The organism is Pseudomonas sp. 2024-210, assembly GCF_045062345.1.
In the GTDB taxonomy this organism is placed as follows: Bacteria; Pseudomonadota; Gammaproteobacteria; order Pseudomonadales; family Pseudomonadaceae; genus Aquipseudomonas.
This window is the reverse complement of sequence record NZ_JBJGEJ010000007.1, coordinates 146,306-170,396: the sequence shown is the minus strand read 5'-3', so window position 1 is coordinate 170,396 and position 24,091 is coordinate 146,306. Positions and strand designations below refer to the sequence as shown.

The following is a 24,091-nucleotide window of genomic DNA, read 5'->3' as shown; positions in this document are numbered from 1 at the left end:
GTCATGACTTATTCATTATCTGAATTAACCAAACGCATGTCCGGCAAGTCAGTCACCCTCGGCTGGGATGCCGTTATGTTTATGAACCGCGCCAAGGTCAACAGGTTATTGGAGCAGCAATATATTACTCGCTTTAATCGCGACAGTTTTATGAAGCGTATTACAGGCGTTGCTCCAATGACGCCTGACGGGGAGGAAGTGGTGGAGCTGAGTGGCTTGATATTGAGCCAACCACGGTTAAGTTTTGAGGCAGCGTCGCTACGTGACTCGCGCGTGACAGCAACCATGGATATTGTTTCAGGAACGGTATCTTATGTGCGCCAAGGCTCGTTACAAAGCCCTAGCAGTGTTGTTTATAGCTATATCGTGAGTGCTCACCAAGGGCATACTGTCACGATGGATATCGATTTGGCCGCCAGTCAAGGCACGGTCAATGAACAAGGCAGGGTCATTATCGATATTGGTGATGGTTATAACTGCCGCTGTAATTTGGTGAATGAATCTAAAGCTCAAGAGAAGCTCGGCGATTTTTTCAAGACTTTGTTCATGGAGCAAAAACCTGAAGATCGCGTCTATGAGTTGGGCATGCTGGATTTACGGGACGTGGATTTGCTGGCTCCTCGTTCATTCAAGATCCGGACCATGGCGACCGAGCAAGGAAAAATTCGCAGTTCCGACGACTATGGCGAGGGCGCAGTCGTACTGATGGTCCGTACCAAGGGTAATCCTAATGAAGGGGACGATCCTGCTGAGGGCGCATTTGATTATCTGATCCCTAATGATGTGGATGCCAATACGGGTAAAGCGAAGTATTCAGGGGCATTGGTTCTGGCCAGCCGAGTAATGTTTGACTGGTATATTCAATACCCGATTGAGGCAATGGTGGGGAATGGCATTACGTTTGAGCGTGTGTTTGAATCAAATTATGTAGCCCGTTCACTTAAGGCTGTCAGTGGAGACCTCCTATTGCCAGCTTATTACCATCAATGGCATGACTCTGCTGTACTAACAGAAAAGGTGTCCACCATTGGGCGGCACAAGATTCCGTTTTATAACCCAGTCACTGATAATGCGTTAAGAATTCTGCCCACCGAGGATGCTGCTTTATCTATTTCCTGGAATCCGGGCGTGCAAAAACAACCCTTCCAGGTAGACATCTGGCACTTCCCGTTCGGTCATACCTATTATGACTCTGACGGTGAGGTGACGGCTGACGTTAATATCGTGTTCGATCCTGTGGTCGACCCATCTGATAATTCATTGCTGTTCAAAACACGCACGCTGAAAGCCAATTTTTCCCAAGATTATCAACCTGTGGTTGAAAGTTACAGGAACTTGGAGTTTTCCCGAGGTATGTACGATGTCTGCATACCTGCCGTAATAAACAAGTTGAATGAATACAAACTTTTTTTTCAGGATGCCGCAAAGTTTAAAAATTTTGGTATCCCTGAAATCAATACCCTTGCCATTAGTAATCTATTGTTTCCTGAAAGAAATGCTCTGCATTTGACCGATGCCCGGCTGCCGGGTGATCTGCTGATGGTGGGGCATATTGATCCGAAAGAAACCACTTTCACCCTTGAGCCTTTGCTGCCCGTCATCAAAGCGGGTAACAGCATTAGTTTCGATATTAAGCAGTTAAACCTTAAAGCCGCGGAGGTGAGCTGGAGTGTTCGCAGTGTAGACGGCGTACGTGCTTTGGGGACCATTGATAATGGGACTTATACGGCGCCTTCAATTCAGCTACTGGACGGCTCTGCGTCTCGCAATGTGGTCACTGCCACTTACACCGACCCTGCAACTGGCAAGGAAGTAACTGCTTCGGCCTTGGTCACAGTGGTGATGGCGGGCGTGGTGGTAACCCCCGCAATTACAGTGATCGACATGGATGCGCGCAAAAGCGTAAATCTAAAAGCATCGACCTTGGGTACCGGCTCTTTGAAGTGGACGCCCAGGGATGATGTCGGCAGCTTGGTCGCCGATGGCACAGATGCCGTGTATACCCCTCCGTCTGCATCTTTACCCGATGGCACGTTGCAAGCAGTGTTGTTTGATGTCGAGGACACTGTCACCGGCGAAAAAGCTATCGGTACTGTGATATTGCGTCAAGGGCATTATGCGCTTGATATGTCGCCGCCACTCCATCCTGGTTTAAGACCCGCCAGCTCCGCACTGCTGAAGGTTGCAGGCGATCATGCCCCGACTGTTTTTAAATGGGAAGTGGTCGTTGGAGAGGGGCAGGTTGATCCCGAGACAGGAATATTCACAGCGCCCGAAGAAATATCGCTTCCCTACAGCGTGGTGAAAGTCAGTGTAGAGGATGATTTTTTCAACCATCAAGGCTATTGCGTTATTCATTTGTCTGAGCACGCCAAACAGTCCAATTGGTATCAGCTGGATGTGTTCGAGTTTGAAGTAACCATGCCGTCACCTACGGTCTACGCCAACGGTCTGCAACAAGCCAGAGTGGTTGTGCGTGTGCGTCCCACTGATGTCAATAATAATGAGGTGATGCTGTCAGATACAGAAATGGCCAGTATTTGTCTCGTGACTGCAGATCAGAAAATTCCATTACCTGAGGTGGGTATAGGGGGTGTACCTAAGGGTGACAAGTGGCATTGCACTGAAGTAGCAGATGACAGGTTTGATCCTTATCCGCATCCCGGCTTCGTGGCTAGCGAAGTGGAGCAAGGTCACTCCCTCAAGACAGTTCAACTCAAAGAATTCTTCGTTCAGTGCCATAAAGTCGAAGATTTGCGCATTGCCGCCATGTTGCTCAGTGACAGTTATCGACCGTTCTATACCAATACACAAACTGGCGACGATGAGAATACTAAAAAAGTGATTAAACTTGTCGCCAAAGAACCTCCTTTGGGGGGGACGGTAGGCGGCGTTGCTTTCACATTTGATAATTCTAGCTCTGAACCTTGGCCTATTCGTGTTGAGGGTGGTGCGAACGAAGTGGATCTTAGTTCGCTGGATTATTACTATTTGAAACTGAAAATTCTTGAGGTGGTTAAGCCGATCAGAAGTGTCGAGTTTGTCGGCAATACCAGCATGGTCCAATGGGAGAGCAACACAACTCTTGAGGATGTTCACAGTATCACTGGCTGGGCAATGGCTGATTACCGAAACGAGAACGGAGATATGATCATGCATTTTGATAACATTCTCTTGCGTCGTATAGCTGGCCAGACTCAGCACCCAGAATTGATTGTCAAAAATAGCGATTCCCCTCCTGCAGGTCAGGTATTGTTCTGCCTGCAGCGACGTGAATACTGGACGTTCGATCGGTATATGAAAAGTGATTTTAACCGAGCTCTGGATTTGGTCGTTATCGACAATTATGGAAATAATCACCAACTGAAAATTGGCTTCGACGGGACGAATCGAAATAAACTCAGGATTATTGGCTGATTTTGCGTCGATCAGTTAGCGCAAAGCGCATTCATTAATGAATGCGCTCTTGATTTTAATTTATTTACAGAGTTTCTTATGTCAACGACAACTTCCGTACACAGTAATGCTTTCAACTTCATGAGTTTTATTCAAGGGCAGGTAGACCCTCGTACAGGGCAGTACACGTGCTCAATTAAACTTCCTGAGGTCCTGGCCAATTCGTTATGTGGCCCGATTATTCCCCTGCAATTGAACTTTAATGCACTTAATAGCGCAGACAGCGGATTCGGTAAAGGCTGGAATTTACAACTTACGCAATTTAATCCGGCCAGCCGGGTTCTGTCACTGCACACCGGTGAAGTATTTAAAATCAATCTGCAAGATTCTGAAGTGATCATTCCGGAGAAGAAACTCGACTCTTTTCACTTTCATGTATTGGGCAACCAGCGTTATCGTGTCGAGCATAAATCCGGTTTGATCGAAATTCTTGAGGTGGGTCAAGGTCAACTGGCCATGCCCGTACAAATGATTTCGCCACAGGGCCACAGCGTTACCTTCGACTATGAATCTTTCGCAACTGAGCCTCTGCTCAGCAGCATCAGTAATGCTGATGGCTCAACATTGCTGAGCGTAGTGCGCGAAACCAATGAACTAAAAATCAAACTGCATCCTGGTACTGCATACGAAGCCTTGTTTGTGCTCAATATCATCAACGGTGAAACCCGCAGCATCGTATTGCCGACTGATGACAGCGCGTCCTGGCGTTTTACCTACATCTTCTTGAATGGTTTTACGTGTCTGCAGCATATCTACACCCCGGCCGGAGGCCATGAAACAGTCAGCTATTCAGCCACGCCCCATTACTTTCCGGGCATTACCGAGCGTAGGTTGCCTCGGGTGGGCACGTTCATTCGGAATCCAGGCTTTGAGCAACCGCCAATCGAAACCCGCTTCACCTACGGTTCCAGGAAACCTGATAGAACCAACGACCATAACTTTCTCGGCTACGGAAGTGATATTGCATGGAGCGACGACGGTCTGGACAACCTTTATAAGGTTAGCCCCGATTATGAATACGAAACGCATGAGCAGCTTTGGGATTCCTCCAGCAATCGAGCGATACGCACTACCCGTCGGCTCTTCAACCGCTTTCATCTGATGCTGCGCGAAGAGGTCAGTCAAAAAGCCTTGCTCGAGAGCGACGACACCTTATTGGTGACCGAAACCGAGTACTACATTAATCCTTCGGTAGATTTCCAGGATCAACCAGCTTATTGCCAACTGCCAAAGACAGTGACTCGCACGTGGCGTAAGCAAGCTGCAAGCGATCCCCGATACAGAGAGGTGGAGAGCTACACCTATGATCATTTCGGCAACCTGCTCACCCAGGTCGACGCCTCTGGTGTGACCGAAACCTCTACGTGGTATGACAAAAACGGCGAAGAAGGTTGTCCGGCTGATCCTCAACAGTTTGTACGCAACCTTAAAAGTAAAACCGTGACACCGGCGCCCTCCGTTTATGGAACTGCACCCGCTCTGCACACTCGGTACAGCTACACCGAATATAAAGGACTCACCGGTAACGGGTCGTGGCTGGCGATGACCGAGGAGGCCTTGTATGAGAACGACGCTTCCCTGCAGCGCCAAACCTTCAGCTACATTGAGGCGCCGGACAACCCCTTTGAGCACGGGCGAAAACTGCAGGACACCGTCAGTATCAACGGCAATACCACCACCACCGAATACGCCTATAACCCGAGCAAAAATATTCGAACTGGTGAGTTTGTACTGCGCACAGTGACGACCTTGACTGGTTTTGACCACGATGATGAAAATCCAGACAAGTACGTTCGCAAAGTATTTACTCTGGAGCACTCATTACTCAGCGGCGAACCCCTGCTCAATCGTGATGAAAACGATGTGGAGGTTGCCTACGAATATGACCTGTTGGGCCGTGTGACTAAAGAAACCGTGGCGCCGGACACCGACTACAGTGCCAATCGCAGCTACACCTACTCGCTCTGTAATGAGCAAGGACAACAAGCCAGGCAAAGCGCCTTGAATGTCAAGGGCGTAGAGACCATTACATGGTTGGACGGCCATCATCGCGTAGTTAAAGAAACCCGGCTGGATGCTGATGGTTTGGGCGGTAATCCAAATGAGTTCCGTGAAATCTACCGTGCACGTTACAACCACCTTGACCAGAAGATCAGTGAAACGGCCCTGGATTGGGAGCGAGATAAAACCGTACCCTTGACCACTGTCTTTAGATATGACGATTGGGGCGTGCAACGCAGTATGATCCGCCCCGATAAAGTTGAGGAACATGAGGTCACTGACCCGATTGCCCGTACCTCCGCCAAGTGGGTCGAAGGCATGGGCAAAACAGTGACCACGAACAATGTATTCGACAAGCCCGCCAGCGTAATTCGTATCGACCTTAATGGGCAGCAGCTCAGCGAGCATGTCTATCACTACGACGGCCTGGGACGTACTGCTGAGGAAATCGACCCTTCAGGTGGTTGGACCCGATTTGAGTACGACTCTTTCAATCGACTGACTAAAACGATATTGCCTGACAGCAGCGAGGTCGTGCGTGAGTACGCCGGGCACAGCAGCGAAGACTTGCCGATTAAAATCAGTGTGGATGGCAAGGTGCTGGGAGAGCAAGAATTCGATGGTCTTGATCGCATGACGGTTTCGATCACTGGAGGGCGTACCAGTCTTTATTCCTTCGATCCAGGCCAGCGTCAACCCAAAAGCGTTCGGCGGCCAAGTGGCAAGGTAACGGGTTACGTCTACCGGCCAGAACTGGGTGAAGACCCAGAACAAAGGGTCGCGGAGGAAAGTACCGCAACTTATGAATACGATCCTCAGAATGCGCGGTTATTACGCACTAAAGAGCAGGGTATAACTCTGCAGCGCGATTATTTCAGCTCCGGTGAGATTAAAAGTGAGAGTCGAGAAGAAGGCGGTCAAGAAACTCACATCATGCATTATGAGTACAGTTTGCAAGCGCGATTACTCGCATACACCGATGTGCTCGGTCAAACCCAGACTTACGAATATGATGAACATGCACGATTGTTGACCACATCGTTAGGCTCACTCAGCTCGACATTTTCTTACGATCATCTGGGGCAAATGACCGGAATCGAAACTGTCGATACAGCGCAAAGCTTAAAAATTGACCTTGAATACGATGATTTCGGTCGTGAAAAACTACGCACATTCCACCTTGGTGATGGGGTCAGTCAAACCCTTGAGCAAATCTATGACCCAAGTGACCGGATCGTTCAGCGTACGTTGAAGCAAGGCAGTGAAATATTGCGTGATGAAACGTATGAATATGACTTGCGATCACGGTTGATTGTATATTTGTGCAGTGGCAGTCAGGCACCCATAGACCCATACGGTAAAGTCATTAAGAGACAAATATTTAGTTTCGATGGCCAAGACAATATCACCTTCGTTGAAACAAAATTTGAAGACGGATTGAACAAGAGCTATTACGAATACAAAAATGATGCTGATGCCTGTCAGCTAACGGCAATTACCAATAGTTATCAACCTGACTACCCTGCAAGGATTGAATTGTACTATGACGAAGATGGGAACCTGATTCAGGATGAAGCAGGCCGTACTCTGGCATATGACAGCCTGGGACGCTTGAGTAGCGTGAGTACCTAAAAGTTTCTTGCTCCGCTTGCCGTTACCCTGCGGCAAGTAGAGTTTTGCCTGGACACAAGGGAGGTTGGCCAAGCAGGTTCTTCCTGTTTGGCTTGGCGAGGTTTAGACAAGCCCGCTCTTACGAACAAACTCCATCAGGTCACTGTTGCACTGGATGCCAAGTTTTTGCATTGCCATGCGCTTTTGCCGACTGATAGTTTTTTCGCTTCGATTCAAATGCTCAGCAATTTCCCGGCCGGACTGGTTTTGACCAATTAAACGAAGCACTTCAAGTTCCCGTTCAGTCAGAGGGCTGTTGAGTGTTTCGCCCCGCCTCGGTCGGGCCTGCACCGATGAAAAGGTTTCGCTGATATAAGTCTGCCCCCGACTTATGCGATGAATGGCGTGTATGAGCCCCTCCAGTGGCTGATGTTTGTCAAATAAGCCTTGAACCCCGTTTTTTAAAAGATCGCTTAATAAATGAGGATTGCTGAGCATTGTCATCACAATGATTTTTATGGAGGCGAAGTTTCGGCGGATATAGCGGATAAGCACCATGCCATCGGGAAAGTTTCCATTTGGCATCGAAAAATCGGTGATCAACATATCGCAAGGTTGGCATTCGAGACGTTGTACAAGCTCATGGGTGCTGACCGCTTCACCGACGATGGCAGTGGGGTAGGGTGAGTGAGAGAGGGCCATGCGTATGCCCATTAACACTACCGGATGATCGTCAGCAGCGATAATGCGCAGGCTCATGAAGTCACACGGTGCGAGGGTATTAAAGGTGCGAAGTAAGAAGAGGTGCGCATGTTGGACCATTGAGCAGTGTGGGGGCAGTATTTTAATAAGTGTGCCGTTACAAATGCTGTAGGTTATATCTGCTCAAAGCTGAGTATTGATGTTTGTGAGAGTGCTACTTTGGACTGCAAGTGCAATAAAAGCGGTTCAGGGCTGCACGCAGCCCTGAATACTCCTACTCGGCTATCTGCAGTTTTCTCGCTTCGGTGTAGATGTAGCGCAACTTGTCATATTCAAACGGCGAATCGAACTGCCCGTAGCGATAACTGGTGTTGTAGCGTTTATCGACTGCGCCGAGCACCCAGATTTCCGGGTGTCGTGTGCTTTCGTGAGGGACGTTGAGAAAGTTGATTTCCTGATTGACGCCGTAATCCACGACCAGCCCTGTGGTGTCGCGCAGGTTTGAAGGTCCCAGAATCGGCAGCATCAGGTAAGCGCCGCCGGGTACGCCATAGAACCCCAGCGTTTGCCCGAAGTCTTCGCTTTGGCGCGGCAGGCCCATGGCCGTTGCCGGATCCCATAAGCCTGCAACACCCAACGTTGTATTCAACAAGAGCCGGCCTGTGGTCTCCAGCGAGCGGTGCCCTTTGAGTTGCAGCAAGCTGTTGAAGAGATTCGGTACATCGCCAAGATTATTGAAAAAATTGGTGACGCCCGTGCGTAAAAAGCTCGGTGTGACATACCGGTAGCCGTCGACTACGGGTAAGAATACCCACTGATCGAAGCGGTAGTTGAAGTGGTAAATGCGACGGTTGATGGGCTCCAGCGGGTCGTACACGCTGAGGGCGCTCATTGTTGCTCGTTCAAACTCGCGCTGATCCAGCCCGGGATTGAACTTCAGGAGTTTCAAGGGCTGGGTAAAGCCGTCGATGTCCTGGCTGCGCTCTGTATCCGTCTTGGTGTTATCCGCTTGGGCATAGCTTGCGCTGAGTAGGGCGGCGAGAAGCAAAAGATGTTTAGCCACGGAAGAACTCCAGCATATCGTCAGCGTTGACACGGTAGTTAAGGTTGCCGCAATGGCCGCCGTAGGGGTAAACCGTCAGGCGATCACCGAAGGTTTTACGCAGGAATCCAAGATCACCCGGGCCCAGGATGATGTCGTCCGCGTTATGCATGACGGCAATTTTCGGGCTGTTTTGCAAGTAGTCCTTCAGTGCATACAGGCTGACTTGGTCAATCAACTGCAACAGGCCGCCGCCATCGGTTTTCGCCCGCCACATGGGGATGACTTGCTCGGTGAGGTAACAATCAAAGTCGCACAACAGTGAGCGCTTCAGGAACGGTGTCAGGCTGGTGCCTTCTGTGATCGGGTAGTTGGGCGGGGTAATCAGGCCGCGGCGGTTGATCAAGTCAGAGGTGAATACAATATCAGCCGACGAGAAGCGAAACATGGTGCCAATCAGCATGGCCATTTGTTCGTTGGTCAGACGCTCTTTGGAGTTCTGAATGTCGTAGACCAACGCGGCATTAATATCGACATAGCCTTTTTGCTTGAAGTAACGGGTGAGCTTGCCCAATACCAGTTCATAGAATGTCGTGCTGTTACTGATGCCTTTAACTTCGGTCTGCACCAACTTGTCGAGGTTGCTGATGGAGGTGTAAAGATTGACCGGCGGGTTGAGCATCAACACTTTCTTGAAATTGAAGCTTTTGCGGGTCTCGTCCAGGTGACTGACAAAGGCTGCATTCAGTGCGCCCAAGCTGTAACCCGCGAGGTAAAAATCAGTCACCGGTACGCTTGCCTGTTGCGCGCGTACGGCCTGCATGACCCGATACAAATCTTCAGCGTCGTATTGGCTGATGCCCGGTGTGGCATAACGTGACGCAGCGCTCATAAAGTCATAGCTGGTGGGCGATGACAACTGCACCACGTGATACCCCGCCTGATAGAACAGCTTTTTTAAAAACTCGTTGAGGCTGCTGTCATAGGGGGCGCCGGTGCCGGCAATCAAAAACATGAGCGGCGCCGGGTGATCCTGTTTTGCCATGCGGTAGGTGAGTTTTTTCACTGCCCAGAAGTTAGCAGGCAGCGTGAACTCGCGATCAGGTCGCATCGTCAGGGTGTAATCAGATTGATCGATATCATCTTCGCTGGGCAAATACGGACGCATTTGCGGAGGCGTGGTAGCAATGGTCGCTTCAAAAGGGTTGGTGATGGGGTAGCCATAGGTGGCGGGATCGACATCCACCGCCTGTGCGGACGCACTCAAAAATAGGCCGACCAAAAGGGCAGCAAGGGGCAGAGAACGAAGCATGAAGACAATCCCTAGAGAAGGTGCTGAGAAGATTCGCAGGCTAAGACCGCAGGGCGACTGCCAAAGTGCCATACCGCAGCACTAATTAATTCCCACACAGTCGCAAGCAGGCAAATGGCTGTCGGAAGATACACGTTGAATGACTTTAGTGAACAGATATCTGTTTGCAAGGCTTGCATAGCGATGAAGGGCGATTAAGCTGAGCGCCGTTTTGCTTATCGGAGTTTTCTATGCGTGCTCGTTTGCCATTAATCGTGCTGTTTGTCGCTCTGGCCATATGGCTGGTTGCCAGTTATGGCCTGCGTTATGGCTTGATGGAAGATCCGCAGTGGGTGGGAACCTGTGTTGCAGAAGCTACGCGCTGGGAATGTCAACTTCGGGCTAACTTGGGTTGGCTGATCCACTTCAGGGTAATGGGCTGGATCGCCTTGATCACGTCAGTGTTGGCTTTTTTGGCGCGCGGGCGAGTTGGTTATGCGCTGGCAGTACTGGCGCTGCTGTTTGGTTTTCCGGCATTGGCGCTCTATAACGCCAGCCTGGCTGTATTTGCTGTGGTGATTGCGGGGCTGCGATTGGTGCGCGCGCCCCGGCCGTAATCATTACCGACCGTTAGGTTCGGTTGTCAGATGCAGGTAAAGAATGATTCGGTGAGCGCGCGATACCTGATGGCTTGCATCGATTTAACTGCCGGTCTGGCCCTCGGCATTGGCAAGCATCAAGTTCGCGCGCCTGTTTCAGCGTTTTCGCACACTACGACTCAAGGCCAGTACCATCAGCACGCACACGAGTGCCCATACCCAGGCTTGTTGGTTATTCAGCCCCTCGCGGTAAAGTTGCACCGGGACACCGGCGCCAATGATAAATGCCAGCAAGCCCAATTCGCGGCGCGGCCCACGTATGGGCCGAATCAGGTAAACGAGTGCTGGAAGCAGCACGGCAGCGCTTGGAAAGCTGCGATAGCGCGGCTCAAATACCAAGCCCAGCATCATGACGGCGGCGGCGAAACCCGCACCCGCCAGCCACCAGCCTGCGCGGCGCTCCAATGCATCAAACCAACGCCCTCGCCAGCCTTCTTTCTGGCCGAGGATCAATGCAGCATGGGTCATAACAATCAGGTTCAATCCAATCAGCAAGCCGGCCCATAGCCATTCCCCGGCAAAGCGGCTGGTGACGGATGCCAACTCGGCCCATGCGACGATACTGCATCCTGCGACCGCTCCCAGAGCGGGTAGCAGCAATGCTGAGCGGGTAGTGTTCACCCGCCCCCCGATCAGTAGCGTGCTCAACAACAGCGCAAGACCCAGACCCAGCCAAACGGGCCAGTGCGGCAAGTTGGTGACTGGGCCGGCAAGAATGCCTTTATCCTGACGGTCAGCATCAAACAAACCCCAGTAACCTCCTACAGCGCCTTCGCTTGAGCGTTTCCACGGCTGGTCGAAGGCTTCTATCAAGTTGTACTTCCAGCCATTTTGTTCTGCCAGGGAGACAAAGCCGCGAATGAACTTGGCTTCGTTTACGCGGCTGGGCAGGGCGGTTTCACGCTGGCGACCTTCGCTTGGCCAGCCGGTTTCACCAATCAAGATGTCTTTGGGGGCGAACTTGTTACCGAAAACCTGGCGAATTTCTGCGACGTGATTGACCGCCCGGTCGATTCCTGCAGGATCATCTTCCCAGTAGGGGAGCAGGTGAATAGTAAGAAAGTCGACTGCCGGGGCAATTTCCGGGTGCTGCAACCAAAACTCCCACACATCGGCATAGGTGACTGGCTGCTTGACCTGACTTTTCACCTGGTTGATCAGTTTGACCAGCTGAGTCGCTGTCACCTCTTTGCGCAGCAGTGTCTCGTTGCCGACGATCAAGGCGCTGATGACATCGGGGTTGTCATTGGCCGACTTGATCAGGGCTGAGATTTCTTTCTGGGTGTCTTCGTTGTTTCCGTTGACCCAGGCACCGCTCATGATTTTCAAACCATGTTTGCGCGCCAACTCAGGCAGGGCTTCAAGTCCGGTCTGCGAATAGGTGCGAATGCACTCAAAGCGTGTGGCGAGCAGGGCGAGATCTGCGTCCATGCGTTCTACGCGAGGCACGAAGGGCTGGTCGAAGGGCGACTGATCCTTGTCGAACGGCGTATAGGACGCGCATTGCAGCTTATGGGTAGGGGTGGCCGCGTCCGGCAATATGACCGGTTGTCCCAGGCCATACCAGAAACCCGTAATAGCCAGTACGGCCAGTAAGGAGGCGAAGAAATAAGGCAGGGCAGGGAAGCGTTCGGTCGCGGGCATTGTCAGGCCATATCTAAGCAAAGGCGCGCATCTTACCTGTAATTAGGCCTCTGAGCGTGCTTGGCAAAATTTGGACATGTTACGAGAAAAGGACGTTTTGGCATTAAAAGGGAATGGGCCCTCAGTGTCGTTACTGATTGTCTCAAGGTCGTCGTCAGAGCAGACCGCAGGGCTGGGGCAGTTAATGATCAAGGCGCAAAGAGTGTGGGCCGGGTGTGCCTGCCTCAATGTCTTGATGCGGCCCGGCACTCGTCGGGCCCCGCACGCTGGGGAATCGACAATGAAGATGCGACGACTATTGCGCACGGTAACTGCCTTGATGTTGGCGATGAGTGCGGGTTTAGCGAGCGCCCAAGAGAAGCCGACCTTGAGCATCGGTTATGTAGATGGTTGGTCCGATAGCGTGGCCACGACGCATGTAGCGGCTGAAGTGATCAAGCAGAAACTGGGTTATGACGTGAAGCTTATGCCAGTTGCGACCGGGATCATGTGGCAGGGTGTGGCGACGGGCAAACTCGATGCCATGTTGTCAGCCTGGTTGCCTGTGACCCATGGCGAATACTGGGCAAAAAACAAAGACAAAGTGGTCGACTACGGGCCTAACTTCAACGATGCGAAAATTGGGCTCATCGTCCCTGACTATGTGAAAGCCAAGTCCATTGCGGATTTGAAAAATGACACGGGTTACAAACAGAAGATCGTCGGTATTGACGCTGGCTCCGGGGTGATGCTGAAAACCGATGAAGCGATCAAGGAGTATGGTCTGGGCTATAAACTGCAAGCCAGCTCAGGCGCGGCGATGACCTCGGAACTGGGCCGTGCTTATGCCAAGCAAGAGCCTATTGTTGTGACAGGTTGGGTGCCTCACTGGATGTTTGCGAAGTGGAAGTTGCGTTTTTTGGATGATCCCAAAGGGGTTTATGGTGCAGCCGAAACTGTTAATAGCATCGGCAGTAAAGACCTGGCGGGGAAAGCCCCTGAAGTCGCGGCTTTTTTGAAGAAGTTTTCGTGGCATTCAAAAGATGAAATTGGTGAGGTAATGCTGGCAATACAGGATGGTGAAAAACCTGAGATAGCGGCTAAAGAGTGGGTTGCCAAACACCCGGAGCGCGTTGCCGAGTGGGTAGCTGAATAATCGCGAGGCGTCTAGCTCGCAGTCCACAGAACCGTTTGGCGTTAAGCCAAGCGGTTTTTGCGTATAAGAGGGCTTCACTGGGAGCTGCTCGGCTGTGCGGGCTAGAGAATACAAGGGCTGTAGCGAAATTCTGAGCTCTACTACTAAAGTCGTCTGGTGTTGATTTTGAAGCCCGCCAATAGTGAAAACGTTACATCTCATCTGTGCTGCGAGGACAAAAATAATGAACGACAGCATTTACCTCACGATTCAAAACAGCCCCCGATTCAAGGAGCTGGTCAAAAAAAGAGAACGATTTGCCTGGATTCTTTCGGCAATCATGCTCGGCTTATATGTTGCTTTCATCCTGTTAATTGCTTATGGGTCACACATCATGGGGGCCAAGTTAAGCCCTGATTCGTCAATCACCTGGGGTATTCCGATAGGCGTGGGGCTGATTCTTTCGGCTTTTATCCTGACGGGTATCTATGTAAAGCGGGCCAATGGCGAGTTTGACGACCTGAACAATGCAATTCTCAAGGAGGCAGGGCAATGATCAGGCGTCTACTGGCAATACTGGGCACTGCAGCCTTTGCTCCTGCTGTTTTGGCGGCTGACGCCCTGACCGGGGAAGTGCAAAAGCAACCCTTGAACGTCGCTGCAATTATCATGTTCGTTGTGTTTGTAGGGGCAACGCTCTGTATTACGTACTGGGCCTCCAAACGTAATAAATCAGCGGCGGACTACTATGCGGCCGGTGGCAAGATCACAGGCTTTCAGAATGGGTTGGCGATTGCGGGTGACTATATGTCCGCTGCGTCTTTCCTGGGTATTTCCGCGCTGGTTTACACCTCTGGCTACGATGGCCTGATCTACTCGATCGGCTTTCTGGTGGGCTGGCCCATCATTCTGTTTTTGATCGCAGAGCGTTTGCGTAACCTGGGCAAGTACACCTTTGCCGATGTCGCCTCGTACCGCCTGGGCCAAACTCAGATTCGCTCGCTGTCTGCCTGCGGCTCGCTGGTGGTGGTGGCGTTTTATCTGATCGCGCAGATGGTGGGGGCCGGTAAGCTCATTCAATTGCTGTTTGGTCTGGATTACCACGTTGCGGTCATCCTGGTAGGCATCCTGATGTGCTTGTATGTGTTGTTCGGCGGCATGCTGGCAACCACGTGGGTGCAGATCATCAAGGCGGTACTGTTGCTGTCAGGTGCTACGTTTATGGCTGTAATGGTCATGAAGCACGTCAACTTTGACTTCAATGCGCTGTTTGCCGAAGCGGTCAAGATTCACCCTAAAGGTGAAGCGATCATGAGCCCGGGTGGTTTGGTGAAGGATCCGATTTCGGCCTTCTCGCTGGGTCTGGCGCTGATGTTCGGTACGGCAGGCTTGCCGCATATCCTGATGCGCTTCTTCACTGTAAGTGATGCCAAAGAAGCCCGTAAAAGTGTGTTTTACGCGACCGGCTTTATTGGTTACTTCTATATTTTGACCTTCATCATCGGTTTCGGCGCAATCATTCTGGTGAGCACCAACCCTGCGTTCAAAGACGCGGTAGGGGCTTTGCTGGGTGGCAATAACATGGCGGCCGTGCACTTGGCTGATGCGGTGGGCGGCAGTATCTTCCTGGGCTTTATTTCCGCAGTAGCCTTTGCAACGATTCTGGCGGTCGTTGCCGGTCTGACGCTGGCCGGTGCTTCGGCGGTGTCCCACGACCTGTATGCCAGTGTTATCAAGAAAGGCAAAACCAACGATAAGGATGAAATTCGTGTCTCGAAGATCACCACTATTGCGTTGGGCGTGCTGGCGATTGGCCTGGGCATCCTGTTTGAAAGCCAAAACATTGCGTTTATGGTGGGTCTGGCATTCTCGATCGCGGCGAGCTGTAACTTCCCGGTCCTGCTGCTTTCCATGTACTGGAAGAACCTGACCACGCGTGGTGCCATGATTGGTGGCTGGCTGGGGTTGATCAGTGCGGTTGGCTTGATGATTCTGGGTCCAACCATCTGGGTGCAGATCCTGCATCATGAAAAGGCTATCTTCCCTTACGAATACCCGGCGTTGTTCTCCATGGTCATTGCGTTCGTGGGTATCTGGTTCTTCTCTATTACTGACAAATCCAAGTCAGCGGAGAAAGAGCGTGCGCTGTTCTTCCCGCAGTTCGTGCGTTCACAAACGGGACTGGGGGCGAGCGGGGCGGTGGATCATTAAGGCAGCAGCAAGTTTTCAGCTGCAAGCTGCAAGGTTGAAGCAGTCTGTGTAATCAGATCCCCCTGTCGTGAGGCAGGGGGATTTTTTATTGGCCCCGACATCTGCGGCACGCACAAATCCCGTAGCAGTTGTCGAGCTTGCGAGGCTACGTACGACTGCATGGCAGTCGCAAAGTCATGGACTGCGGTGTGTCAATTCAACCTCGCTTGGCATTTACGATGAATTCGCCATCGGACGCAGGCTAGGCAACTGCTAGGAATGGGTTTTGGTTTTTGTGGGCGCAAAAAAATACGGCCTCTATTAGATAGAGGCCGTATTCGGTGCAGCTAAGACACTATCGTGGCATGACAGGTCTTACTTGCGGTCTTCAAGCTTGGTCAGGTCACGCTGCTCGTAGCCGGTGTACAGCTGGCGTGGACGGCCAATTTTGTAAGGGCTGGAGAGCATTTCTTTCCAGTGCGAGATCCAGCCGACTGTACGCGACAGGGCGAAGATCACGGTGAACATGCTGGTTGGAATGCCGATCGCCTTGAGGATGATCCCCGAGTAGAAGTCGACGTTCGGGTACAGCGAACGCTCGATGAAGTACGGGTCGGTCAGAGCGATCTCTTCCAGACGCATGGCCAGTTCGAGTTGCGGATCGTTTTTGATCCCCAGCTCTTTTAGCACTTCGTCGCAGGTCTTCTTCATGACGGTGGCGCGCGGGTCGCGGTTTTTGTATACGCGATGACCGAAGCCCATCAGTTTGAACGGATCGTTCTTGTCCTTGGCCTTGGCGATGAATTTGTCGATGTTGGACACATCGCCAATTTCGTCGAGCATGGTCAGCACGGCTTCGTTGGCGCCGCCGTGAGCAGGGCCCCACAGTGCGGCAATACCGGCAGCAATACAGGCAAACGGGTTGGCCCCCGAAGAACCTGCCAGGCGTACGGTAGAGGTCGACGCATTCTGTTCATGGTCAGCGTGCAGGATAAAGATCTTATCCATTGCCTTGGCCAGTACCGGGCTGATCGGTTTGATCTCGCACGGCGTGTTGAACATCATGTGCAGGAAGTTTTCGGCGTAGCTCAGGTCATTACGCGGGTACATCATGGGTTGCCCCATGGAGTACTTGTAAACCATCGCTGCCAGGGTTGGCATCTTGGCAACCAGACGCACCGCAGAGATTTCGCGATGCTGCGGGTTATTGATGTCAAGGGAGTCGTGGTAGAAGGCCGAAAGGGCGCCGACTACACCGCACATGACCGCCATCGGGTGGGCGTCACGACGGAAGCCGTTGAAGAAGGTCTTCAACTGCTCGTGAACCATGGTGTGGTTCTTCACGGTGCTGACAAACTGCGCTTTCTGTTCTGCGGTCGGCAATTCGCCGTTCAGCAGCAGGTAGGCAGTTTCAAGGTAGTCAGAGTGTTCAGCCAGCTGTTCGATCGGGTAGCCGCGGTGCAGCAGGATACCGTTGTCACCATCAATATAGGTGATCTTCGACTCGCAAGACGCGGTCGACATGAAGCCAGGGTCAAATGTGAATCGGCCCGTGGCCGTCAGGCCTCGCACATCGATTACATCGGGACCCACGGTGCCAGTTAAAATGGGCAGCTCGACGGGGGCTGCGCCCTCGATGATCAACTGCGCTTTTTTGTCAGCCATGTGGCCTCCTATTTATGCTTGAAATCATCAGACTGCCCCCCACGCAGGGCCCGCACCACTATAGATAGATAAATTCGAATGTCAATTTGCCTAAAGTCTTGCTGTACAAGGCTTTGGAATGTCTTTTTTTAAGATGATCAGCGCCGTTTACGCCTTTTATCGAGCCAGCGCAATGCGCTATTAGAGGGAGGTGATTGCGTTGTCATTAGTAACCTAACTGTCTATACTCGGCAGCCGACCGCCAGAGGCTTTTGGGCCTGTTTAGATGGGGGTCGTCACTCCCGGGTGGTGGGTACCTGACCAGTGCGCATCCCAACAAACTTGCCCTGATAGTTAGGGGCTCTTCAGTGTGAAAAAAGCCGTGAATAGCCAACGACCTGTAAACCTAGACCTAAGGACCATCAAACTCCCGATCACCGGCGTTACGTCATTTCTGCACCGTGTTTCGGGCATCATTCTTTTTCTCGGCCTGGGCTTCATGCTTTACGCATTGAGCAAATCCCTGGGTTCCGAAGAAGGTTTTGCCGAGGTGAAGGCATGCTTGACCAGTCCACTGGCCAAGTTCGTAGCGTGGGGCCTGCTCTCTGCCTTGCTGTATCACCTGGTTGCCGGTGTGCGCCACTTGATTATGGACATGGGCATTGGTGAGACGCTGGAAGGCGGCAAGCTGGGCTCGAAAATCGTAATCGTCATTTCTGTAGTGATGATTGTTCTGGCGGGAGTTTGGATATGGTAACCAGCGTTACGAACCTGTCGCGTTCGGGCCTCTATGACTGGATGGCACAACGTGTGTCTGCGGTTGTTCTAGCGGCTTATTTCATCTTCCTGATCGGGTACCTCGTTGCGAACCCAGGCATTGGCTACGCCCAATGGCATGACCTGTTCGCAAGCAACTGGATGCGCATCTTCAGCCTGCTGGCCCTTGTTGCACTGGGCGCTCACGCCTGGGTCGGCATGTGGACCATCGCGACCGACTACCTGACGCCGATGGCGCTGGGCAAGTCCGCGACAGCAGTACGTTTCCTCTTTCAGGCAGTCTGCGGCGTTGCAATGTTCGCTTACTTCGTCTGGGGTGTGCAGATTCTTTGGGGTATCTGAGTCATGGCTAACACAGTTAATACACTTTCGTTCGACGCCATCATCATTGGCGGCGGCGGTGCTGGTATGCGCGCAGCTTTGCAACTGGCACAGGGCGGTCACAAGACTGCCGTAATCACCAAGGTTTTCCCGACCCGTTCGCACACCGTATCGGCTCAGGGTGGCATCACCTGCGCCATCGCGTCTGCAGATCCGAACGATGACTGGCGCTGGCACATGTACGATACCGTCAAGGGTTCCGACTACATCGGTGACCAGGACGCTATCGAATACATGTGTTCCGTAGGCCCGGAAGCCGTGTTCGAACTCGAACACATGGGCTTGCCGTTCTCCCGTACCGAACAGGGCCGTATTTATCAGCGTCCTTTCGGTGGTCAGTCCAAAGACTTCGGTAAAGGTGGTCAGGCTGCCCGTACATGCGCCGCAGCCGACCGTACCGGTCACGCACTGCTGCACACCCTGTATCAGGCCAACCTGAAAGCCGGCACTGTATTCCTTAACGAATACTACGGTGTCGATCTGGTCAAGAACGAAGACGGCGCCTTTGTCGGCATGATCGTCATCTGCATTGAGACGGGTGAGACTTCCTACGTTCGCGCTAACGCCACCGTTCTGGCGACTGGCGGCGCAGGTCGTATCTACTCCTCTACAACCAACGCCCTGATCAACACCGGTGACGGTATTGGCATGGCGCTGCGTGCAGGCGTTCCGGTACAAGACATCGAAATGTGGCAGTTCCACCCAACCGGTATCGCCGGTGCCGGTGTACTGGTTACAGAAGGTTGCCGTGGTGAAGGTGGATACCTGATCAACAAGCACGGCGAGCGTTTCATGGAGCGTTACGCTCCGAACGCTAAAGACCTGGCTGGACGTGACGTTGTCGCTCGCTCGATGGTTAAAGAAATCATCGCGGGCAACGGTTGCGGTCCAGATGGCGACCACGTAATGCTCAAGCTTGATCACCTCGGTGAAGAAGTTCTGCACAGCCGTCTGCCAGGCATCATGGAGCTGTCCAAAACCTTCGCTCACGTCGATCCTGCTCTGGCGCCGATCCCGGTCGTGCCAACTTGCCACTATATGATGGGCGGCGTTGCCACCAACATTCATGGTCAGGCGATCACTCAAGACGCCGAAGGCGTTGACCAAATCATCCCTGGCCTGTTCGCAGTGGGTGAAGTGGCGTGCGTATCCGTACACGGTGCCAACCGTCTGGGCGGCAACTCGTTGCTCGACCTGGTGGTATTCGGTCGTGCTGCTGGTCTGTTCCTTGAGCAAACACTTAAAGAAGGCGTTGATTACGCCCGTCCACGTCAATCTGACATCGATGCTGCCCTGGCGCGTCTGGATGGCCTGAACTCGCGCACTGATGGCGAAGACGTTGCGACCCTGCGTAAAGAGCTGCAAAGCTGCATGCAGAACTACTTCGGTGTATTCCGTACTGGCGAATACATGCAGAAGGGCATCGCTCAGTTGGCTGATCTGCGCAAGCGTATCGCCAATGTGAAAATCAACGATAAGAGCCAGGCTTTCAATACGGCCCGTATCGAAGCCCTTGAGCTGCAAAACCTGCTCGAAGTGGCTGAAGCGACTGCAATCGCTGCTGAAACCCGTAAAGAATCGCGCGGTGCTCACGCCCGTGAAGACTTCGAAGATCGTGACGACGTTAACTGGCTGTGCCACACCCTGTACTTCCCGGGTGACAAGCGCGTCGCCAAGCGTGCGGTGAACTTCTCGCCGAAAACCGTTCCGACCTTCCAGCCAATGATTCGGACTTACTAAGGGTGGCCGATATGTTGAAAGTCAGTGTTTATCGCTACAACCCGGATCAGGACGCCGCACCGTTCATGCAGGAATTCCAGGTCAATACCAACGGTAAAGACTTGATGGTGCTGGACGTGCTGGCCCTGATCAAAGAGCAGGACGAGGGTTTCTCCTATCGTCGCTCTTGCCGTGAGGGCGTTTGCGGCTCCGACGGCATGAACATCAACGGCAAAAACGGCCTGGCCTGTGTCACGCCGCTGTCTGCTGTCGTAAAAGGTAACAAGTTGATCGTTCGTCCTCTGCCAGGTTTGCCGGTTATCCGTGACCTGGTTGTCGACATGAGCATCTTCTACAAGCAATACGAGAAGGTGAAGCCGTTCCTGCAGAACGATACGCCGGCCCCGGCCATCGAGCGTCTGCAATCGCCAGAAGAGCGTGAAAAGCTCGACGGTCTGTACGAGTGCATCTTGTGCGCTTGCTGCTCGACGTCGTGCCCGTCCTTCTGGTGGAACCCAGACAAGTTCCTGGGCCCTGCTGCACTGCTGCAAGCCTATCGTTTCTTGGCTGACAGCCGTGACACCAAGACCAATGAGCGTCTGGCTTCACTGGATGACCCGTTCAGCGTATTCCGCTGCCGCGGGATCATGAACTGCGTAAACGTGTGTCCGAAGGGCCTGAACCCGACTAAGGCCATCGGTCACGTGCGTAGCATGCTGCTGCATAGCGGCGTTTGATGCACAAGCTGTACCGTAGATCGCTGTAACCGTAGATGCTACGGCGCAGGCTTCAACCGGCGCCGTAGTTATAACCTGAGCAACAGCTCATAAAGCTGCGGCTCTTATTTTGAAGAAATGAGACCAGCAGGGGCATCCGGGCTGGTACCCGGACTATCAGCGTGATCCTAAGTGGCTTGTTTTAGTCGCTGTATTCGGACTTTCTCAAGTGTGCTCTGGTGTTTTCGCCGATGGTGTCCCCTAACCGAGGGTGACCAAGCATGCAAGAAAGCGTGATGCAGCGCATGTGGAACAGCGGCTATCTTTCAGGTGGTAACGCTGCCTATGTGGAAGAGCTCTATGAGCTCTACCTGCACGACCCTAACGCTGTGCCAGAAGAATGGCGCACCAAATTTCAGACGTTGCCTACTGAAGGGAACTCTGCCAACGATGTTTCGCACTCCACAATCCGCGATCATTTCGTGCTGCTGGCAAAGAACCAGCGCCGCGCCCAACCGGTTTCTGCCGGGAGCGTGAGCAGTGAGCACGAGAAGAAGCAGGTTGAAGTGCTGCGATTGATCCAGGCCTATCGGATGCGCGGCCACCAGGCAGCCCAGCTTGATCCGCTGGGGCTGTGGCAACGTCCTGCACCTGCAGACCTGTCAATCAATCATTACGGCTTGACCAATGCCGATCTTGATACGACCTTCCGTGCCGGCGACCTGTACATCGGCAAAGAGGAAGCGAGCCTACGCGAAATTCTCGACGCGTTGCAGCAGACATATTGCCGCACCATCGGCGCCGAGTTCACGCACATCGTCGATTCCGAGCAGCGCCACTGGTTTGAACAGCGCCTCGAAAGCGTACGCGGCCGTCCAACGTATTCGGCTGAAGTCAAAAGCCATCTGCTTGAGCGTGTTACAGCGGCTGAAGGTCTTGAGAAGTACCTGGGTACCAAATACCCGGGCACCAAGCGTTTCGGCCTGGAAGGCGGTGAGAGCCTGATTCCTTTGCTGGACGAGCTGATTCAGCGTTCGGGCAACTACGGCACCAAAGAAATCGTTATCGGCATGGCCCACCGTGGTCGTCTGAACGTATTGGTGAACACCTTCGGCAAAAACCCGCGCGAGTTGTTCGACGAGTTCGAAGGCAAGAAGAAGATCGAGTTGGGTTCCGGTGACGTTAAGTATCACCAGGGCTTCTCCTCCAACGTCATGACCTCGGGCGGCGAAGTCCACCTGGCAATGGCGTTTAACCCGTCCCACCTGGAAATCGTTTCTCCAGTGGTTGAAGGGTCTGTTCGTGCACGTCAAGACCGTCGTAATGACAAGACTGGCGAAAAAGTGCTGCCTATTTCCATTCACGGTGATGCTGCTTTCGCAGGTCAGGGTGTGGTCATGGAAACCTTCCAGATGTCGCAAACACGCGGCTTCAAGACGGGCGGTACTGTTCACTTGGTGATCAACAACCAGGTGGGATTCACCATCAGCAACCCGGAAGACTCCCGTTCGACCGAGTACTGCACTGACGTCGCGAAAATGATTCAGGCGCCGATCCTCCATGTTAATGGTGATGATCCGGAAGCCGTATTGTTCGTGACCCAGTTGGCTATCGACTACCGCATGCAGTTCAAGCGTGACGTCGTGATCGACCTGTTCTGCTACCGCCGTCGCGGTCACAACGAGGCCGACGAGCCAAACGGTACTCAGCCGTTGATGTATCAGCAAATCGCCAAACAGCGCACCACGCGTGAGCTGTATGCCGAGCGTCTGACACAAGAAAACGTGGTTGACGCAGATCGCGTTCAGGCCAAGATCGACGAATACCGCAACGCGCTGGACAACGGTCTGCATGTTGTGAAAAGTCTGGTCAAGGAGCCGAACAAAGAGCTGTTCGTTGACTGGCGTCCGTACCTGGGTCACGCCTGGACTGCGCGTCACGACACGAGCTTCGATCTGAAAACCCTGCAAGAACTGTCGGCCAAGCTGCTGGAAATTCCAGAAGGCTTCGTGGTTCAGCGTCAGGTTGCGAAGATCTACGAAGACCGTCAAAAAATGCAAGCCGGCGGCCTGCCGATCAACTGGGGTTATGCCGAAACCATGGCATACGCGACCCTGGCGTTCGAAGGTCACCCGATTCGCATGACCGGTCAAGACATCGGCCGCGGTACGTTCTCGCACCGTCACGCCGTGTTGCACAACCAGAAAGATGCCAGTACCTACATTCCGCTGCAGCACCTGTACGAAGGTCAGCCTCGCTTTGACCTGTACGACTCGCTGTTGTCCGAAGAAGCGGTTCTGGCCTTCGAATACGGTTACTCCACCACCACGCCTAACGGCCTGGTGATCTGGGAAGCCCAGTTCGGTGACTTCGCCAACGGTGCTCAGGTTGTTATCGACCAGTTCATCACCAGCGGCGAACACAAGTGGGGCCGTCTGTGCGGTCTGACCATGCTGTTGCCACACGGCTACGAAGGTCAGGGCCCAGAGCACTCCTCTGCACGTCTTGAGCGTTACCTGCAATTGTGCGCCGAGCACAACATTCAGGTGTGCGTACCGACTACTCCAGCGCAGATCTATCACCTGCTGCGCCGTCAGGTCATCCGTCCGCTGCGCAAGCCGCTGATCGTCCTGACACCGAAGTCGTTGTTGCGTCACAAGCTCGCCGTTTCGACCCTGGAAGATCTGGCCGAAGGTTCGTTCCAGACCGTTATTCCAGAAATCGATGCACAAGATCCGGCCAAGGTCGATCGCATCGTGCTGTGTAGCGGCAAGGTCTACTATGACCTGTTGGAAAAACGCCGTGCCGAAGGTCGTGAAGACATCGCCATCGTGCGTCTTGAGCAGCTGTACCCGTTCCCTGAGGACGACTTGATTGAAGTCCTGGCTCCGTACAAAAACCTCAAACACATTGTTTGGTGTCAGGAAGAGCCGATGAACCAGGGTGCCTGGTACTGCAGCCAGCATCACATGCGTCGCATCATTGGTAGTCACGATAAATCTCTCGTACTTGAGTACGCGGGCCGTGATGCTTCTGCTGCACCTGCTTGTGGTTATGCATCGATGCACGCTGAGCAACAGGCAAAACTGTTGCAAGACGCGTTTACTGTTTAACGCCTTCGCACTGAAACCGAATTTAAGGAAC

General features: G+C 52.8%; 16 protein-coding genes. 11 read left to right on the top strand and 5 right to left on the bottom strand.

Annotated elements, in window-relative coordinates:
* The first annotated feature begins 3 nt into the window (after positions 1–3).
* Both ACI7MX_RS12505 and ACI7MX_RS12500 read left to right on the top strand, forming a co-directional pair.
* Entirely contained in the window at positions 4–3,417 is a 3,414-nt protein-coding gene (locus tag ACI7MX_RS12505; protein WP_405587739.1) for a hypothetical protein, read from the top strand.
* Between the two features lie 78 nt (positions 3,418–3,495).
* Positions 3,496–7,089, top strand: a complete 3,594-nt coding sequence (locus ACI7MX_RS12500; RefSeq protein WP_405587736.1) for a sugar-binding protein — start codon at positions 3,496–3,498, stop codon at positions 7,087–7,089.
* A gap of 102 nt (positions 7,090–7,191) precedes the next feature.
* On the opposite strand, the gene ACI7MX_RS12495 is transcribed toward ACI7MX_RS12500, so the two are convergent.
* The 3 genes from ACI7MX_RS12495 to ACI7MX_RS12485 all read right to left on the bottom strand — a co-directional run bounded on the left by ACI7MX_RS12495 (position 7,192) and on the right by ACI7MX_RS12485 (position 10,124).
* Entirely contained in the window at positions 7,192–7,827 is a 636-nt protein-coding gene (locus tag ACI7MX_RS12495) for a response regulator (protein WP_405587733.1), read from the bottom strand.
* A gap of 217 nt (positions 7,828–8,044) precedes the next feature.
* Positions 8,045–8,833: a VacJ family lipoprotein gene (locus ACI7MX_RS12490; RefSeq protein ID WP_405587730.1), complete on the bottom strand. Its 789-nt coding sequence runs from the start codon at positions 8,831–8,833 to the stop codon at positions 8,045–8,047.
* Positions 8,826–10,124 carry a serine/threonine protein kinase gene (locus tag ACI7MX_RS12485; protein ID WP_314482344.1) on the bottom strand — a complete coding sequence of 433 codons (1,299 nt, stop codon included), beginning with the start codon at positions 10,122–10,124 and terminating at the stop codon, positions 8,826–8,828. The genes ACI7MX_RS12490 and ACI7MX_RS12485 overlap by 8 nt, the downstream gene beginning before the upstream one ends.
* A 230-nt stretch (positions 10,125–10,354) precedes the next feature.
* Between ACI7MX_RS12485 and ACI7MX_RS12480 the strand changes: the two genes are divergently transcribed.
* Positions 10,355–10,720, top strand: coding sequence for a hypothetical protein (locus ACI7MX_RS12480; protein ID WP_314482348.1), 366 nt, complete (start codon positions 10,355–10,357; stop codon positions 10,718–10,720).
* 138 nt (positions 10,721–10,858) lie between these two features.
* Here the strand turns inward: ACI7MX_RS12480 and ACI7MX_RS12475 are convergent, their stop codons facing one another.
* Positions 10,859–12,406: a beta (1-6) glucans synthase gene (locus ACI7MX_RS12475; protein WP_405587726.1), complete on the bottom strand. Its 1,548-nt coding sequence runs from the start codon at positions 12,404–12,406 to the stop codon at positions 10,859–10,861.
* A 280-nt stretch (positions 12,407–12,686) separates the two neighbouring features.
* Between ACI7MX_RS12475 and ACI7MX_RS12470 the strand changes: the two genes are divergently transcribed.
* From ACI7MX_RS12470 to ACI7MX_RS12460, 3 genes are all read left to right on the top strand, one after another.
* Positions 12,687–13,541 carry a glycine betaine ABC transporter substrate-binding protein gene (locus ACI7MX_RS12470; protein WP_405587723.1) on the top strand — a complete coding sequence of 285 codons (855 nt, stop codon included), beginning with the start codon at positions 12,687–12,689 and terminating at the stop codon, positions 13,539–13,541.
* Between the two features lie 223 nt (positions 13,542–13,764).
* On the top strand, positions 13,765–14,076 hold the full coding sequence (locus ACI7MX_RS12465) for a DUF485 domain-containing protein (protein WP_314482356.1): 312 nt from the start codon (positions 13,765–13,767) through the stop codon (positions 14,074–14,076).
* Positions 14,073–15,731, top strand: a complete 1,659-nt coding sequence (locus tag ACI7MX_RS12460; protein ID WP_405587720.1) for a cation acetate symporter — start codon at positions 14,073–14,075, stop codon at positions 15,729–15,731. Before ACI7MX_RS12465 ends, ACI7MX_RS12460 begins: the two co-directional genes overlap by 4 nt.
* A gap of 354 nt (positions 15,732–16,085) precedes the next feature.
* Here ACI7MX_RS12460 and gltA read toward each other — a convergent pair whose 3' ends face one another.
* Positions 16,086–17,375, bottom strand: coding sequence for a citrate synthase (gene gltA, locus ACI7MX_RS12455; RefSeq protein WP_122784526.1), 1,290 nt, complete (start codon positions 17,373–17,375; stop codon positions 16,086–16,088).
* 349 nt (positions 17,376–17,724) lie between these two features.
* On the opposite strand from gltA, the gene sdhC reads away from it, so the two are divergent.
* The 5 genes from sdhC to ACI7MX_RS12430 all read left to right on the top strand — a co-directional run bounded on the left by sdhC (position 17,725) and on the right by ACI7MX_RS12430 (position 24,060).
* Positions 17,725–18,111: a succinate dehydrogenase, cytochrome b556 subunit gene (gene sdhC / locus ACI7MX_RS12450; protein WP_339405114.1), complete on the top strand. Its 387-nt coding sequence runs from the start codon at positions 17,725–17,727 to the stop codon at positions 18,109–18,111.
* Complete coding sequence (gene sdhD, locus ACI7MX_RS12445) at positions 18,105–18,473, top strand: succinate dehydrogenase, hydrophobic membrane anchor protein (RefSeq protein ID WP_153377267.1); 369 nt, start codon at positions 18,105–18,107, stop codon at positions 18,471–18,473. The genes sdhC and sdhD overlap by 7 nt, the downstream gene beginning before the upstream one ends.
* 3 nt (positions 18,474–18,476) lie before the next feature.
* A complete protein-coding gene (gene sdhA / locus ACI7MX_RS12440) occupies positions 18,477–20,252 on the top strand; it encodes a succinate dehydrogenase flavoprotein subunit (RefSeq protein WP_405587715.1) in 1,776 nt (591 codons plus the stop codon).
* Between the two features lie 11 nt (positions 20,253–20,263).
* Positions 20,264–20,968: a succinate dehydrogenase iron-sulfur subunit gene (locus ACI7MX_RS12435; RefSeq protein WP_405587713.1), complete on the top strand. Its 705-nt coding sequence runs from the start codon at positions 20,264–20,266 to the stop codon at positions 20,966–20,968.
* A 260-nt stretch (positions 20,969–21,228) separates the two neighbouring features.
* Positions 21,229–24,060, top strand: coding sequence for a 2-oxoglutarate dehydrogenase E1 component (locus ACI7MX_RS12430; protein WP_405587710.1), 2,832 nt, complete (start codon positions 21,229–21,231; stop codon positions 24,058–24,060).
* Positions 24,061–24,091 lie beyond the last annotated feature (31 nt).

Bases quoted from the DNA above. Each gene is read 5' to 3' on its own strand.
- ACI7MX_RS12505 (WP_405587739.1), top strand. From the start codon at position 4: ATGACTTATTCATTATCTGAATTAACCAAACGCATGTCCGGCAAGTCA.
- ACI7MX_RS12500 (WP_405587736.1), top strand. From the start codon at position 3,496: ATGTCAACGACAACTTCCGTACACAGTAATGCTTTCAACTTCATGAGT.
- ACI7MX_RS12495 (WP_405587733.1), bottom strand. From the start codon at position 7,827: ATGAGCCTGCGCATTATCGCTGCTGACGATCATCCGGTAGTGTTAATG.
- ACI7MX_RS12485 (WP_314482344.1), bottom strand. From the start codon at position 10,124: ATGCTTCGTTCTCTGCCCCTTGCTGCCCTTTTGGTCGGCCTATTTTTG.
- ACI7MX_RS12480 (WP_314482348.1), top strand. From the start codon at position 10,355: ATGCGTGCTCGTTTGCCATTAATCGTGCTGTTTGTCGCTCTGGCCATA.
- ACI7MX_RS12475 (WP_405587726.1), bottom strand. From the start codon at position 12,406: ATGCCCGCGACCGAACGCTTCCCTGCCCTGCCTTATTTCTTCGCCTCC.
- ACI7MX_RS12470 (WP_405587723.1), top strand. From the start codon at position 12,687: ATGAAGATGCGACGACTATTGCGCACGGTAACTGCCTTGATGTTGGCG.
- ACI7MX_RS12465 (WP_314482356.1), top strand. From the start codon at position 13,765: ATGAACGACAGCATTTACCTCACGATTCAAAACAGCCCCCGATTCAAG.
- ACI7MX_RS12460 (WP_405587720.1), top strand. From the start codon at position 14,073: ATGATCAGGCGTCTACTGGCAATACTGGGCACTGCAGCCTTTGCTCCT.
- gltA (WP_122784526.1), bottom strand. From the start codon at position 17,375: ATGGCTGACAAAAAAGCGCAGTTGATCATCGAGGGCGCAGCCCCCGTC.
- sdhD (WP_153377267.1), top strand. From the start codon at position 18,105: ATGGTAACCAGCGTTACGAACCTGTCGCGTTCGGGCCTCTATGACTGG.
- sdhA (WP_405587715.1), top strand. From the start codon at position 18,477: ATGGCTAACACAGTTAATACACTTTCGTTCGACGCCATCATCATTGGC.
- ACI7MX_RS12435 (WP_405587713.1), top strand. From the start codon at position 20,264: ATGTTGAAAGTCAGTGTTTATCGCTACAACCCGGATCAGGACGCCGCA.
- ACI7MX_RS12430 (WP_405587710.1), top strand. From the start codon at position 21,229: ATGCAAGAAAGCGTGATGCAGCGCATGTGGAACAGCGGCTATCTTTCA.